16 protein-coding genes are annotated in these 14,444 nt (G+C 64.5%); 8 read left to right on the plus strand and 8 right to left on the minus strand.

What is annotated here, in order from left to right; translation table 11 throughout:
- The first annotated feature begins 18 nt into the window (after window positions 1–18).
- From CAG46_RS01540 to CAG46_RS01555, 4 genes are read left to right on the plus strand one after another with little or no spacing between them, the layout of a single operon-like run.
- Window positions 19–453, plus strand: coding sequence for a DUF4426 domain-containing protein (locus CAG46_RS01540; protein WP_046613544.1), 435 nt, complete (start codon window positions 19–21; stop codon window positions 451–453).
- On the plus strand, window positions 450–1,046 hold the full coding sequence (gene rdgB / locus CAG46_RS01545) for an RdgB/HAM1 family non-canonical purine NTP pyrophosphatase (protein ID WP_003257822.1): 597 nt from the start codon (window positions 450–452) through the stop codon (window positions 1,044–1,046). Before CAG46_RS01540 ends, rdgB begins: the two co-directional genes overlap by 4 nt.
- Complete coding sequence (gene hemW, locus CAG46_RS01550) at window positions 1,043–2,218, plus strand: radical SAM family heme chaperone HemW (RefSeq protein WP_085614598.1); 1,176 nt, start codon at window positions 1,043–1,045, stop codon at window positions 2,216–2,218. The genes rdgB and hemW overlap by 4 nt, the downstream gene beginning before the upstream one ends.
- A gap of 9 nt (window positions 2,219–2,227) precedes the next feature.
- Window positions 2,228–2,554: a DUF3392 domain-containing protein gene (locus CAG46_RS01555; RefSeq protein WP_003257821.1), complete on the plus strand. Its 327-nt coding sequence runs from the start codon at window positions 2,228–2,230 to the stop codon at window positions 2,552–2,554.
- Between the two features lie 797 nt (window positions 2,555–3,351).
- On the opposite strand, the gene trmB is transcribed toward CAG46_RS01555, so the two are convergent.
- The 4 genes from trmB to CAG46_RS01575 all read right to left on the minus strand — a co-directional run bounded on the left by trmB (window position 3,352) and on the right by CAG46_RS01575 (window position 5,607).
- Window positions 3,352–4,074: a tRNA (guanosine(46)-N7)-methyltransferase TrmB gene (gene trmB, locus CAG46_RS01560; RefSeq protein ID WP_013974624.1), complete on the minus strand. Its 723-nt coding sequence runs from the start codon at window positions 4,072–4,074 to the stop codon at window positions 3,352–3,354.
- Between the two features lie 9 nt (window positions 4,075–4,083).
- On the minus strand, window positions 4,084–4,878 hold the full coding sequence (locus tag CAG46_RS01565) for a thiazole synthase (protein ID WP_013974625.1): 795 nt from the start codon (window positions 4,876–4,878) through the stop codon (window positions 4,084–4,086).
- 53 nt (window positions 4,879–4,931) lie between these two features.
- Window positions 4,932–5,132 (minus strand): sulfur carrier protein ThiS, encoded by a 201-nt coding sequence (thiS, locus tag CAG46_RS01570; RefSeq protein ID WP_003257817.1) that lies wholly within the window; start codon window positions 5,130–5,132, stop codon window positions 4,932–4,934.
- A gap of 103 nt (window positions 5,133–5,235) precedes the next feature.
- Complete coding sequence (locus CAG46_RS01575) at window positions 5,236–5,607, minus strand: DUF423 domain-containing protein (RefSeq protein ID WP_085614597.1); 372 nt, start codon at window positions 5,605–5,607, stop codon at window positions 5,236–5,238.
- 64 nt (window positions 5,608–5,671) lie between these two features.
- Between CAG46_RS01575 and mtgA the strand changes: the two genes are divergently transcribed.
- Window positions 5,672–6,382, plus strand: a complete 711-nt coding sequence (gene mtgA, locus CAG46_RS01580) for a monofunctional biosynthetic peptidoglycan transglycosylase (protein ID WP_085614596.1) — start codon at window positions 5,672–5,674, stop codon at window positions 6,380–6,382.
- Between the two features lie 183 nt (window positions 6,383–6,565).
- Here mtgA and rpoH read toward each other — a convergent pair whose 3' ends face one another.
- The 4 genes from rpoH to ftsY all read right to left on the minus strand — a co-directional run bounded on the left by rpoH (window position 6,566) and on the right by ftsY (window position 10,751).
- The gene (gene rpoH / locus CAG46_RS01585; RefSeq protein ID WP_015272155.1) at window positions 6,566–7,420 is read right to left on the minus strand and encodes an RNA polymerase sigma factor RpoH; all 855 of its coding nucleotides are present in this window, start codon (window positions 7,418–7,420) and stop codon (window positions 6,566–6,568) included.
- 111 nt (window positions 7,421–7,531) lie between these two features.
- A complete protein-coding gene (ftsX, locus tag CAG46_RS01590) occupies window positions 7,532–8,554 on the minus strand; it encodes a permease-like cell division protein FtsX (RefSeq protein ID WP_013974629.1) in 1,023 nt (340 codons plus the stop codon).
- Window positions 8,551–9,222 carry a cell division ATP-binding protein FtsE gene (gene ftsE, locus CAG46_RS01595; RefSeq protein WP_013974630.1) on the minus strand — a complete coding sequence of 224 codons (672 nt, stop codon included), beginning with the start codon at window positions 9,220–9,222 and terminating at the stop codon, window positions 8,551–8,553. The genes ftsX and ftsE overlap by 4 nt, the downstream gene beginning before the upstream one ends.
- A 2-nt stretch (window positions 9,223–9,224) precedes the next feature.
- Window positions 9,225–10,751 carry a signal recognition particle-docking protein FtsY gene (gene ftsY / locus CAG46_RS01600; RefSeq protein WP_085614595.1) on the minus strand — a complete coding sequence of 509 codons (1,527 nt, stop codon included), beginning with the start codon at window positions 10,749–10,751 and terminating at the stop codon, window positions 9,225–9,227.
- Window positions 10,752–10,981: 230 nt separating this feature from the next.
- On the opposite strand from ftsY, the gene CAG46_RS01610 reads away from it, so the two are divergent.
- Genes CAG46_RS01610 through rsmD form a run of 3 tightly spaced genes read left to right on the plus strand, consistent with a single transcriptional unit; the run spans window position 10,982 to window position 14,422 of the window.
- Window positions 10,982–12,337: a pitrilysin family protein gene (locus CAG46_RS01610; RefSeq protein ID WP_025340974.1), complete on the plus strand. Its 1,356-nt coding sequence runs from the start codon at window positions 10,982–10,984 to the stop codon at window positions 12,335–12,337.
- Window positions 12,330–13,820: a pitrilysin family protein gene (locus CAG46_RS01615; RefSeq protein WP_025340975.1), complete on the plus strand. Its 1,491-nt coding sequence runs from the start codon at window positions 12,330–12,332 to the stop codon at window positions 13,818–13,820. The genes CAG46_RS01610 and CAG46_RS01615 overlap by 8 nt, the downstream gene beginning before the upstream one ends.
- Window positions 13,820–14,422, plus strand: coding sequence for a 16S rRNA (guanine(966)-N(2))-methyltransferase RsmD (rsmD, locus tag CAG46_RS01620; RefSeq protein ID WP_085614594.1), 603 nt, complete (start codon window positions 13,820–13,822; stop codon window positions 14,420–14,422). Before CAG46_RS01615 ends, rsmD begins: the two co-directional genes overlap by 1 nt.
- Window positions 14,423–14,444 lie beyond the last annotated feature (22 nt).

The raw sequence follows: 14,444 nt of genomic DNA on the forward strand, positions 1-14,444 counted from the left end.
CACCGGAGGAATCACCCCATGCGTCGCCTAGCCCTGTTCCTGATCAGCCTGTGCCTGGCCCTGCCGGTACTGGCTGCCGATGCTGCCCGTCCCGAGCGCAAGGAAGTGTTTGGCGACGTGACGGTGCACTACAGCGCGTTCACCTCGAGCATGCTGACACCGGAGGTGGCCGCAGCCACCGGCCTGGTACGCAGCAAGAACCAGGGCGTACTCAACATCGCCGTGCTCAAGGCCAACAAGCCCGCCACGGCGGTGGTCAGCGGCACGGTCAAGGACCTGACCGGGCGCAGCAGCCCGCTGTCATTCAAGCAGATCACCGAACAGGGCGCGGTGTACTACATCGCCCAGTTCAAGATCGACCAGGCAGAGACCGTCACCTTCGACCTGAATATCGAAACCGGCGGCATCAGCAACTCCCTCAGCTTCAACCAGGAAGTGTTCCCAGGCGAATGATGAATTTCCAGCAACTCGTATTGGCCAGCCACAACGCCGGCAAACTCAAGGAACTCCAGGCCATGCTCGGCGCGTCCGTGCAACTGCGCTCGATCGGCGAGTTCAGCCAGGTCGAGCCGGAAGAAACCGGCCTGTCGTTCGTCGAGAACGCCATCCTCAAGGCGCGCAATGCCGCACGCATTTCCGGCCTGCCGGCCCTGGCCGACGATTCGGGCCTGGCGGTGGACTTCCTCGGCGGCGCGCCGGGCATCTACTCGGCGCGCTATGCCGACGGCAAGGGTGACGCGGCGAACAACGCCAAGCTGCTCGAAGCACTGAAAGACGTGCCTGAAGCCGAGCGTGGCGCACAGTTCGTCTGCGTCCTGGCACTGGTGCGCCATGCCGACGACCCGCTGCCGATTCTGTGCGAAGGCCTGTGGCACGGGCGCATCATGTTCGAGGCCAGTGGCGAGCACGGCTTTGGCTACGACCCGCTGTTCTGGGTACCGGAGCGCAGCTGCTCCAGCGCCGACCTGGCCCCTGTGGACAAGAACCAGCTCAGCCACCGCGCCCGCGCCATGGCCCTGCTGCGCCAACGTCTGGGCCTGGCATGATCGAAACGCTGTCCACCCCCGGCGCGGCGGGCTTCACCAGCCTGCCGCCGCTGGCGCTGTACATCCACATCCCGTGGTGCGTACGCAAATGCCCTTACTGCGACTTCAACTCCCACGCTGCCGGGCCTGAACTGCCGGAAGATGCCTACGTCGCCGCCCTGCTGACCGACCTCGACCAGGAACTGGCCGCCGTGCAAGACCGGCCGATCAGCTCGATCTTCTTCGGCGGCGGCACCCCCAGCCTGTTCAGTGCCGACGCCCTTGGCCGACTGCTGCGTGGCGTAGAGCAACGCATCCCGTTTGCGCCGGACATCGAAATCACCCTGGAGGCCAACCCGGGCACTTTCGAGCAGGACAAGTTCAAGGCCTACCGGCAAACCGGTATCAATCGTCTGTCCATCGGTGTGCAGAGCTTCCAGCCAGCCAAACTGCAGGCGCTGGGGCGCATCCACAATGGCGATGAAGCGGTCCGCGCCGCCGGCATGGCACGCGCCGCCGGCTTCGACAACTTCAACATGGACCTGATGCACGGCCTGCCCGACCAGTCGCTCGACGACGCGCTGGGCGACCTGCGCCAGGCCATCGACCTGGGGCCGACGCATTTGTCGTGGTACCAGCTGACCGTGGAGCCGAACACGGTGTTCTGGAACCAGCCGCCCGAGCTGCCCGAGGACGACATCCTCTGGGATATCCAGGAGGCCGGCCAGGCACTGATGGCCGAACACGGCTTCCGCCAGTACGAGGTCTCGGCCTATGCCCAGGCGGGGCGCGCTGCCCGGCACAACCTCAACTACTGGCGCTTTGGCGACTTCATCGGCATCGGCGCTGGTGCCCACGGCAAGCTGACCTTCGCCGACGGGCGCATCCTGCGCACCTGGAAAACCCGCCTGCCCAAGGACTACCTGAACCTGGCCAAGCCGTTCAAGGCCGGCGAAAAGCTGCTGCCAGTCGACGAGCTGCCGTTCGAGTTCCTGATGAACGCCCTGCGCCTGACCGATGGGGTGGAAGCCGAACTGTTCACCCAACGCACCGGTTTGCCGCTGGCACAACTGCGCGAGGCACGCCGCGCGGCCGAACAAAAGGGCCTTTTGCAGGTCGAACCGGATCGACTGGTGGCCACGCCGAGGGGCCAGTTGTTCCTCAATGACCTGCTGCAGTATTTCTTGACCTAAGGATGACCCATGGATCTGGTACTTGATCTGCTCGCGACGGTTTCTCGCTGGAGCCGCAGCAACCTGTCGGAGATTTCACTGGCCTTGGTAGGCTGCCTGCTGGTGCTGTTCGGCACCGATATCAAGGGCTGGGTGGAACAGCGCCTGGGCGGCCTGGCGGGCGCCCTGCGCGTACCGTTCATGGCTTTGCTGGTGATGATCGGCAGCGGTGCGGCGCTGATCTATGCCACGCCTTGGGTGGTGAAAGGGCTGAGCCAGTTCAACAACTACGCGCTGGCGCCGGTGTTGCTGGTGGTGCTGGTGCTGATTGGCGTGGTGGCTGATCGCCGGGGCTGAGCCACGGCCTTGCACTGAACCTTGCAGGAGCGGCCTTGTGTCGCGATGGGCCGCAAAGCGGCCCCAGCACTTGCTGCCTCACCGCTGACATCCTGGGGCCGCTACGCGGCCCATCGCGACACAAGGCCGCTCCTACAATGACCGCGTAATCTGGCGAGTACAGAGATGGGTTGTAAAAGCTGCCCCGGCGAACCAGGGCAGCCCTACCACCTGACTAGCCCTTACTGGGCATCATCGAAGTGATCGCGCATGAAGTCCCGAACGGTCTTGAGCACAATCAAGATCCGGATGAACGTCCAAACGCGGCTCAGCGCATCAAGCAAACGCTTCATATGCCTTGGCCTCCGTGTTGGCGGGCCAATCTTCCAGCATCTAACCGGCACTTCGATGCCTTCGAAAACTGTGTGGACGTTTTCGGTGAAGTGGCCAGGTTGATGGCCCTTCGAAATCAGATACCGGCACGGTTCTCAGGCCATGTCGAAGGGGCCGGAAAGCAGAATTCTTCTCCTACCCGGCCCATCACCGAATTCGTTCATACAGGAGCAGTGCGATGATAATTGGGATACGTGGCCAAAGCTGTTAACCGCGTTGACACACGTGATGCTGGATATTTCTGATCATTGACGAGCCTTTTCTGGCTGCCTATGATCCACTGACTGTGTGGATGTTTTCGGTGAGTCCCAGAGCGAAGGATACTCAGTCCTGTCGCTCACATAAAAAAACCGCCCTTCTCAAGGCGGTTTTTTTTCGCCTGCATTTCTGCAGGCATCAGCATATCGAAAGGCCGTATCAGCCGGTCAATCCACCTTCTCGAACTTCAAATCCCAAACCCCATGCCCCAGCCGCTCGCCGCGGCGCTCGAACTTGGTGATCGGGCGCTCTTCCGGGCGTGGCACGTAGGTACCGTCGGCCGCACGGTTGCGATAGCCCGGGGCAGCGCTCATCACTTCCAGCATGTACTCGGCATACGGTTCCCAGTCGGTGGCCATGTGGAACACGCCACCGGGCTTGAGCTTGCGTCGTACCAGCTCGGCGAACTCCAGCTGGACGATACGGCGCTTGTGGTGGCGCGCCTTGTGCCATGGGTCGGGGAAGAACAGCATCAGGCGGTCGAGGCTGTTGTCCGCCACGCAGCGGTTCAGCACTTCGATGGCATCGCAGTCATATACCCGCAGGTTCTTCAGGCCCTGGGTCAGCACGCCGTTGAGCAGCGCGCCAACACCCGGGCGGTGTACTTCCACACCGATGAAGTCCTGTTCAGGCGCGGCAGCAGCCATTTCCAGCAGGGAATGGCCCATGCCGAAGCCGATCTCCAGGGTACGCGGCGCCGAGCGGCCGAACACCTGGTCGTAGTCCACCGGGCTGTCGGCCAGCGGCAGGATGTACAGCGGGCCGCCCTGCTCCAGGCCACGTTGCTGGCCTTCGGTCATGCGCCCGGCGCGCATCACGAAACTCTTGATGCGGCGGTGCGGGCGGGCTTCGCCGTCGGGGGTGATCGGCGTATCGTGCGATTCAGTCATCAGGGGCTCTTACTTGATCAGACCATCCAGCGGCGAAGAGGCGCTGGCATAGAGTTTCTTCGGCATACGGCCGGCCAGGTAGGCCATGCGACCGGCGACGATGGCGTGCTTCATGGCCTCGGCCATCAGCACCGGCTGCTGGGCGTGGGCGATGGCCGAGTTCATCAGCACCGCTTCACAGCCCATTTCCATGGCGATGGTGGCGTCGGACGCGGTACCCACGCCAGCATCGACCAGCACCGGCACCTTGGACTCTTCCAGGATGATCTGCAGGTTGTAGGGATTGCAGATACCCAGGCCGGTACCGATCAGGCCAGCCAGCGGCATGACCGCGATGCAGCCGGCTTCGGCCAGCTGGCGGGCGATGATCGGATCGTCGCTGGTGTAGACCATCACGTCGAAACCATCCTTGACCAACACTTCGGCGGCCTTGAGGGTTTCGATCACATTGGGGAACAGGGTTTTCTGGTCAGCCAGTACTTCCAGCTTGACCAGGTTGTGGCCATCCAGCAGTTCGCGGGCCAGGCGGCAGGTGCGCACGGCTTCGACCGCGTCGTAGCAGCCAGCGGTGTTCGGCAGGATGGTGTAGCGGTCCGGTGGCAGCACATCGAGCAGGTTCGGCTCGCCCGGGTTCTGGCCGATGTTGGTGCGGCGCACGGCAACGGTGACGATCTCGGCACCCGAGGCTTCGATGGCCAGGCGGGTTTCTTCCATGTCACGGTACTTGCCGGTACCGACCAGCAGGCGCGACTGGAAAGTACGCCCGGCCAGGGTGAAGGGCTTGTCGCTACGAACATTGCTCATGGTTGTTCCTCGGGAAAAGGTTGCTGGGCTTGCAGGTGAATCGCCGGCCGGAATCAGCCGCCACCGATGGCGTGGACCACTTCGACCTGGTCGCCGTCGTTCAACAGCGTGCTGTCGTGCTGGCTACGCGGCACGATATCCAGGTTAAGTTCCACCGCGACGCGGCGCCCGGTCAGCTCCAGGCGGGCCAGCAGGGCCGCGACGCTTTCGCCAGCGGGCAATTCGTAAGGTTCACCGTTCAGTTGAATGCGCATGCGCACGGCCACCATTGTTCTTTGGGGGCCCGCATTCTAGCGCTGAACCGCCCTGCAACCCAAGGGCGCTGCACGCCATTAGTCGCGATTGTGGACCACTCGGTCAACCGAGCCGCCAGGCTGCCAGGCCCAGGCACAGCCAGCCGGCGAGGAAGCACAGGCCACCAATCGGAGTGATGATGCCGAGCTTGCCCAGGCCGCTGAGGGTCAGCAGGTACAGGCTACCGGAGAACAGCACTATCCCCACGGCAAACAGGCCGCCAGCCCAGCCGACCAGGCGCCCTGGCAGGTGCACCGAGAGCACGGCGACAGCGAAGATCGCCAGGGCATGCGCCAACTGGTAGGTCACACCAGTCTGAAAGATCGCCAGATAGTCGGCCGTCAGCCGGCTTTTCAGGCCATGGGCAGCGAAAGCGCCCAGAGCGACACCGGTGAAGCCGAAAAAGGCGGCAAGCATCAGGAAGCTGCGAAGCATGGGACGACTCCTTGGATCGGGTCTGTATAATGGCCCCTTCCACCCGTACGGCCAAGCCATCGTCATGCTGCCAACCCTTCTCCGCCGCCTCTCCCGCGCCCTGCTCTGGTTCGCTGCCGGCAGCATCGTGCTGGTGCTGGTGTTCCGCTGGGTGCCACCACCCGGTACGGCGCTGATGGTCGAGCGCAAGGTGCAGTCCTGGGTGAATGGCGAGCCGATCGACCTGCAGCGCGACTGGGAGCCGTGGGAGAACATCTCCGACGACCTCAAGGTCGCGGTCATTGCTGGCGAGGACCAGAAGTTCGCCAACCACTGGGGCTTCGACATCCCGGCTATCCAGGCGGCGCTGGCCTACAACGAGCGCGGCGGCAGCATTCGCGGTGCCAGCACCCTGACCCAGCAGGTGGCCAAGAACCTGTTCCTGTGGTCCGGGCGCAGCTGGTTCCGCAAAGGGCTGGAGGCCTGGTTCACCGCGTTGATCGAGCTGTTCTGGTCGAAAGAGCGGATTCTCGAGGTCTACCTGAACAGTGCCGAATGGGGCAAAGGTGTGTTTGGCGCCCAGGCGGCAGCGCGCTACCACTTTGGCATCGATGCGAGCAGGCTTAGCCGCCAGCAGGCGGCGCAGCTGGCGGCGGTGCTGCCGAGCCCGATCAAGTGGAGCGCCAGCCGGCCGAGCGCCTATGTGGCCAGCCGGGCCGGCTGGATTCGCCGGCAGATGAGCCAGTTGGGTGGGCCCAGCTACCTGATGCAGCTCGACACTTCGCGCAAACTTTGAGCCTTTGGGGGCTGCTGCGCAGCCCATCGCGACACAAGGCCGCTCCTACAGGGGATCGCAGTCTCTTGTAGGAGCGGCCTTGTGTCGCGAAAGGGCCGCAAAGCGGCCCCAAAATCTCCCGGCCAATAAAAAAGCCGCTCACCCTATGCGGGCCAGCGGCTTTTCCTTGCAGCCAGGGCTCGATCAGACCGCGATCAGCGCCTTGACCTTGTTCATCGCATTCTTCTCCAGCTGGCGAATCCGCTCAGCCGAAACGCTGTACTTGTCCGCCAGCTCATGCAACGTGGCCTTCTCTTCCGCCAACCAGCGCTGGTAGAGAATGTCGCGGCTACGCTCGTCCAGCCCTTGCAGTGCTTCGTGCAGGTTGCTGGTGGAGTTGTCGCTCCAGTCGGCATCCTCCAGCTGCACCGCCGGGTCGTAACGGTGGTCTTCCAGGTAATGCGCAGGCGACTGGAAGGCACTGTCGTCGTCAGCTTCCGCTGCCGGGTCGAACGCCATGTCCTGGCCGCTGAGGCGGCTTTCCATCTCGCGCACTTCACGCGGCTCCACGCCCAGGCTTTCCGCCACGCGGTGCACTTCGTCGTTGTTCAGCCAGGCCAGACGCTTCTTCTGGCTGCGCAGGTTGAAGAACAGCTTGCGCTGGGCCTTGGTGGTGGCCACCTTGACGATGCGCCAGTTGCGCAGGATGAACTCGTGGATCTCTGCCTTGATCCAGTGCACGGCGAACGACACCAGGCGCACGCCCATTTCCGGGTTGAAGCGCTTGACGGCTTTCATCAGGCCGACGTTGCCTTCCTGGATCAGGTCGGCCTGGGCCAGCCCGTAGCCGGCATAGCTACGGGCGATATGTACGACGAAACGCAGGTGGGCCATCACCATTTGACGAGCGGCCTCGACATCCTGCTCATAATAGAGACGCTCGCCCAGATCACGCTCCTGCTCGACAGTCAGCAGCGGGATGCTGTTGACCGTGTGCACGTAGGCTTCCAGGTTTGCACCGGGTACCAGGGCATAGGCAGGTTGCAACGATGTGGTCATTCAAGAACCTCCGACTTACAGAACTCGCGCCTTGTGGGCGCTGCCAACATTGACCTGGAACGACGGTACAAGTTCCATAGTGAAGAATTTGTCAATGCTGGCACGTAAAAACTATCGCGGCGCCAGCTCGTTCAGATGGCGGGCCACTGCGATCCATGCACCGATATACCCCAACAGCACCGCTCCGATCAAGAGCGACAGACCATCGGACGCCGGCACCCCGCCCAGGGCGAAGTCGCTGCCGTACAGCCCGGAAAGCCCTACCACCGCCTCGTTCAGCCAGTTCAGGCCAAACGCCAGGATGCCCCATGCGATCACCCCTGCACCCAGGCCATACAGCGCGCCCATGTACAGGAAAGGCCGACGTACGTAGGCATCCGTGCCACCGACCAGCTTGATCACTTCGATCTCGGTACGGCGGTTTTCAATGTGTAGACGAATTGTGTTACCGATTACTAACAGCAGGGCGGAAATCAGCATCACGGCCAGGCCGAAGACAAACCGGTCACCCAGCTTGAGGATGGCCGCCAGGCGCTCGACCCAAACCAGGTCGAGTTGCGCCACTTCCACCCGCGGCAGCTCCGACAGGCGCTGGCGCAGGGCCTCCAAGGCCGGCTTGTCGACTTCGGTAGGGGTCACCACCACCACGCCAGGCAGCGGGTTGTCAGGCAGCTCACGCAGGGCTTCGCCCAGGCCGGACTGTTGCTGGAACTCCTCCAGCGCCTGCTCGCGGCTGACATACTGCGCGTCGGCCACGCCAGGCATGCCCTTGATCTCGTCGCGTAGCGCCTCGCCTTCGCGGCTGCCTGCATCGAGCTTGAGGTACAGCGAAATCTGCGCGGCGCGCTGCCACGAGCCGCCAAGCTTCTCGACGTTCTTCAGCAGCAGCGACAGGCCCATGGGCATGCTCAGCGCCACCGCCATCACCAGGCAGGTGAAGAAGCTGCCGATCGGCTGCTTGCCCAGCCGGCGCAGGCTGTCGGCCATGCTGGCACGGTGGCTTTCCAGCCAGGCATGCAGCAGCGTGCGGAAATCCGGGCCGTCATCGTCGTCGTGCTTTTTCTTCGCCGGTTGCGGGTCGGCCGGTTTCGGCGCAACCCGCTCGGAAACCTTCGGCGTACGTGTAGTGCTCATTGCCCGGCCTCCCCATCGCCGATCAAGCGGCCGCGCTGCAAGGTCAGCATGCGGTGGCGCATGCGCGCAATCAGTGCCAGGTCGTGGCTGGCGATCAATACCGTGGTACCCAGGCGGTTGATGTCCTCGAACACCCCCATGATCTCTGCGGCCAGGCGCGGGTCGAGGTTACCGGTGGGTTCGTCGGCCAGCAGCAGGGCTGGCTGGTGAACGATGGCGCGGGCGATGCCCACCCGTTGCTGCTGCCCGGTGGACAGGTCGGCCGGGAACAGCTCGCCCTTGTCGGCCAGCGACACTCGCTCCAGCGCCGAGTCCACGCGCTTGGCGACCTCGGCCTTGGACAGGCCGAGAATCTGCAGCGGCAAGGCGATGTTGTTGAACACCGTGCGGTCGAACAACAGCTGGTGGTTCTGGAACACCACGCCGATCTGCCGGCGCAGGAACGGGATCTGCGAGTTGCTGATCTGGCCCAGGTCCTGCCCGGCCAGCATCAGCTTGCCGCTGGTCGGGCGCTCCATGGCCAGCAGCAGGCGCAGCAAGGTGCTCTTGCCCGCGCCCGAGTGGCCGGTGACGAACAGGAATTCGCCCCGGCGCGCCCGGAAACTCAGCTCATGCAAACCCACATGACCATTGGGATAGCGCTTGGCAACCTGTTCGAATCGGATCATGTTCAGTCTCGCTCGGCGAACAGAGCCTTGACGAACGGCTCGGCTTCGAAGGTACGCAGGTCGTCGATGCCTTCACCGACACCGATGAAGCGGATCGGCAGCTTGAACTGCTTGGCCAGGGCGAAGATCACCCCGCCCTTGGCAGTGCCGTCCAGCTTGGTCAGGGCCAGGCCGGTCAGCTCGACACTCTGGTTGAAGTACTTGGCCTGGCTGATGGCGTTCTGGCCGGTGCCTGCATCCAGTACCAGCAGCACCTCGTGCGGCGCCTCGGCGTCGAGCTTGCCGATAACCCGGCGGACCTTCTTCAGCTCTTCCATCAGGTTGTCTTTGGTGTGCAGGCGGCCAGCGGTGTCGGCGATCAGCACGTCGACGCCACGGGCCTTGGCGGCCTGTACGGCATCGAAGATCACCGAAGCGGAGTCGGCGCCAGTGTGCTGGGCGATCACCGGGATCTGGTTACGCTCGCCCCACACCTGAAGCTGCTCGACCGCAGCGGCACGGAAGGTGTCGCCAGCAGCCAGCATCACTTTCTTGCCTTCGAGCTGCAGCTTCTTGGCCAGTTTGCCGATGGTGGTGGTCTTGCCGGCGCCGTTCACACCGACCACCAGGATCACATAGGGCTTGTTCTGCGCCTGCACCACCAGCGGCTGCTCGACCGGGCGCAGCAGCGCAGCCAGTTCTTCCTGCAGCGACTTGTACAGGGCATCGGCGTCGGCCAGCTGCTTGCGGGCAACCTTCTGGGTCAGGTTCTGGACGATGGTGGAAGTGGCTTCCACGCCAACGTCGGCGGTCAGCAGTCGGGTTTCGATTTCGTCGAGCAGGTCGTCATCGATGACTTTCTTGCCCAGGAACAGGCTGGCCATGCCCTCGCCGATGCTGGCGCTGGTCTTCGACAGGCCCTGCTTGAGGCGGGCGAAGAAGCCGGGCTTGGCCTGCTCGGCCTGCGCGGCGACCGGGGCTGCAGCCACAGGGGCCGCAGGCTCTGGTGCAGGGCGTTCCGGGATGGCGGGCGGCGCTTTCGCCTCCAGATCCGGCACCAGGGCCACGGGCTCTTCGGCAACCGGCAGCACCAGGTTGCTGACCGGCGCGACCGGCTCGACGACCGGGGCCGCCTCGACAGGGGCTGGCTCGACCGGGGCCTCCTGCAAGGGCATGGACGCGACCGGCTGCGGTGCAGGTGCCACCAGCGGCTGGGACGCGACCGGCTCGGGTTCAGGGGCCTGCAACGGTTGGGAAGCAACCGGTTCGGGGACAGGGGCCTCGACCACCGGGGATTGGACGGGTGCGGCGACCTGCTGCGGTTCTGTCAGCTGTGGGGCCGCAGGGGCCTGAACGGGCTCAGAGGCCTGTGGCGCTTCGGCGGTAGAACCCTCGACCGGAGCGGCTGCAGGCTGCTCGACGGCTGGTAGTTCATTCGCGGGCACGCCCGCTTCCACAGGTTGCTGCGGTTTCTTGCGAAACCAGCTGAACAGGCCTTTCTTCTCACCAGCCTCGGCCGGCGCTTTTTTGTCGTCGTTGGAACCAAACATGGAAGACGGCTATCTCAGGGTAGCGATGGGCCAGCTATGGCGCATCGGGAATTCTCTCTACGCAGAACAGACTATCTTGAAGCCGGCTGGTTCATGCGCAACGTTTTGTCTTAGTGTCCTGCGGGCCAGAACGGCGACAGGCATGGTCGCCAGGCAACCGGATCAGTATCCTAGCACCTCCTGGCCCGCCGACGCTAAACCAGCGGGCCGCCGAACAGGTTAAACACCGTATGAATGCTCTAGCCCGCCGCGCCGCTGGCCTGTTGCTCGGCACGCTCTGCCTGCCGCTCGCGGCCTTCGCCGCCGATGTGCAACCCACCCACGAATTCATCCTCGACAACGGCCTGAAAGTAGTCGTGCGCGAGGACCACCGCGCCCCGGTGGTGGTCTCGCAGATCTGGTACAAGGTTGGCTCCAGCTACGAAACCCCGGGCCAGACCGGCCTTTCCCACGCGCTGGAACACATGATGTTCAAGGGCAGCGCCAAGGTCGGCCCCGGCGAGGCCTCGCGCATCCTGCGTGACATTGGCGCCGAAGAAAACGCCTTCACCAGCGACGACTACACCGCCTATTACCAGGTGCTGGCGCGCGACCGCCTGCCGGTGGCCCTGGAACTCGAGGCCGACCGCCTGGCCAGCCTGCGCCTGCCCGCTGACGAATTCAGCCGTGAAATCGAGGTGATCAAGGAAGAACGCCGCCTGCGCACCGACGACCAGCCCAACTCCAAGGCGTTCGAGCTGTTCCGCGCCATGGCCTACCCGGCCAGCGGCTACCACACCCCGACCATCGGCTGGATGGCCGACCTGGAGCGCATGAAGGTCGAGGAACTGCGCCACTGGTACGAATCCTGGTACGCCCCCAACAACGCTACCCTGGTGGTGGTCGGCGATGTCACCGCCGATGAGGTCAAGGGCCTGGCGCAGAAGTACTTCGGCAGCATCCCCAAGCGTGCCGTGCCGCCGGCCAAGTTGCCGCTCGAATTGGCCGAACCAGGCCAGCGCCAGCTGACCCTGCACGTGCGCACCCAGTTACCTAGCCTGATCTACGGTTTCAACGTACCTGGCCTGTCCACCGCCAAGGATCCGCGTACGGTGCATGCCCTGCGCCTGATCTCGGCGCTGCTCGACGGCGGCTACAGCGCCCGCATGCCGGCACGCCTGGAACGTGGCCAGGAGCTGGTGGCCGGTGCTTCGTCCAGCTACAACGCCTTCACCCGCGGCGATAGCCTGTTCCTGATTTCGGCCACGCCGAACGTGCAGAAGCAGAAAACCCTCGCCGATGTCGAAAAAGGCGTCTGGCAGCTGCTGGATGAGCTCAAGACCACCCCACCCAGCGCCGAAGAGCTGGAGCGCGTACGCGCCCAGGTCATTGCCGGCCTGGTCTACGACCGCGACTCCATCAGCAGCCAGGCCACCACCATCGGCCAGCTGGAAACCGTCGGCCTGTCCTGGAAGCTGATCGACAGCGAGCTGGACGAGCTCAAGCGCGTTACCCCGCAGGACATCCAGAACGCCGCGCGCACCTACTTCACCCGCGAACGCCTGAGCGTTGCCCATGTATTGCCCGAGGAGTCCGCTCATGAGTGATCGCCGCGCACCACGCCCAACCCTGCTGGCCACGGGCATCCGCGCCCTGGCGCTGGCGGCGGTGCTGGCCGCCCCGGCCATGGCCGACAACGCCGCCAAGGCCGACAGCAACGCGGCACGCCCGGCCAACACCTTGCAGTCGCTGGCCGAGCTGGATGGCAAGGCGCCCAGCCGGCGCCAGTTGAACATCCAGCACTGGAACACCGCCGAAGGTGCCCGGGTACTGTTCGTCGAGGCTCGCGAACTGCCGATGTTCGACCTGCGCATCACCTTCGCCGCCGGCAGCAGCCAGGATGGCGGAACGCCAGGCCTGGCTGCCCTGACCAACGCCATGCTCAACGAAGGCGTGGCCGGCAAGGACGTGACTGCCATCGCCGAAGGCTTCGAGGGCCTGGGCGCCGACTTTGGCAACGGCTCCTACCGCGATATGGCCGTGGCCTCGCTGCGCAGCCTCAGCGCCAAGGACAAGCGCGAACCGGCGCTCAAGCTGTTCGCCGAGGTGGCTGGCAAGCCGACCTTCCCCGAAGACGCCCTCAAGCGCATCAAGAACCAGATGCTGGCCGGCTTCGAGTATGAAAAGCAGAACCCCGGCAAGGTCGCTGGCAAGGCCCTGTTCGCCAAGCTCTACGGCGACCACCCCTACGCCCACCCGAGCGACGGCACCGCCGAAAGCATCAGTGGCATCACCCTGGCACAGCTGCGCGCCTTCCACGCCAAGGCCTACACCGGCGGCAACGCAGTCATCGCCCTGGTCGGCGACCTCAGCCGCGCCGAGGCCGAAGCCATCGCCGCCCAGGTATCAGCTGGCCTGCCCAAGGGCCCCGCGCTGGCCGCACCGGCCCAACCCGGCGAAGCCAAGGCAGGCCTGACCCACATCGACTTCCCGTCCAAGCAGACCCACCTGATGCTGGCCGAACTCGGCATCGACCGCCAGGACCCGGACTGGCCGGCCCTGTCACTGGGCAACCAGATCCTCGGCGGCGGTGCGTTCGGCACCCGGCTGATGAGCGAGGTGCGTGAAAAGCGCGGCCTGACCTACGGCGTGTACTCGGTGTTCAGCCCGATGCAGGTGCGAGGCCCGTTCATGATCAACCTGCAGACCCGTGCCGAACTCAGCGAAGGCACGCTCAAGCTGGTGCAGGATATTCTCGCCGACTACCTCAAGGCCGGCCCCACCCAGCAGGAGCTGGACGATGCCAAGCGCGAACTGGCCGGCAGCTTCCCGCTGTCCAATGCCAGCAACGCCAGCATCGTCGGCCAACTGGGTGCCATTGGCTTCTACAACCTGCCGCTGACCTGGCTGGAGGACTTCATGCAGCAGTCCCAGGCCCTCACCGTCGAGCAGGTAAGAACGGCCATGAACAAACACCTGTCAGCCGATAAACTGGTGATCGTCACCGCTGGCCCGAAAGTGCCGCAAAAACCGCTGCCAGCACCCACTGACAAGCCCTCCGAGCAGCCGCTCGGGGTACCGGAGCACTAATGCCAAGATCCACCCCTCCCGCCCGCCCGCAACCGGGCCAAAGCAAGGGCCAGGGCCACCTGCGCATCATCGCCGGCGAATGGCGCAGCCGCCGTCTGGCGGTGCCGGAAGGCGAAGGCCTGCGGCCAACGCCCGACCGCGTGCGCGAAACCCTGTTCAACTGGCTGGCGCCCTATATCGAGGGTGCCCGCGTGCTGGACGCCTTCACCGGCAGCGGCGCCCTGGTGCTCGAAGCCCTGTCCCGCGGGGCCGAGGACGCCGTCGCGCTGGACAGCAACCCGGCGGCCATCGCCAACCTGAAGAACAACCTCGAGATCCTGCGCTGCCCGCGCGGGCAAATCCTGCAGACCGACGCCCTGCGCTATCTGCAAGGCCCGGCCAAGCAGCAGTTCGACGTGGTGTTCCTCGACCCGCCGTTCCACCAGGACCTGCTGGCCGACACCTGCAACCTGCTGGAACAGAACCAGTGGCTGCGCAAGCAGGCGTGGGTCTACACAGAAAGCGAGGCTGCCCCGTCGACCTTGCAGTTGCCGGGCAACTGGCGCTTGCACCGCGAGAAAAAGACCGGCCAGGTGCATTACGCGCTCTGGCAGCGGGGCTAATTATTTAAAGCAGGTGCAGCAC

Source organism: Pseudomonas sp. B23(2017) (assembly GCF_002113725.1).
GTDB lineage: Bacteria > Pseudomonadota > Gammaproteobacteria > Pseudomonadales > Pseudomonadaceae > Aquipseudomonas > Aquipseudomonas putida_Z.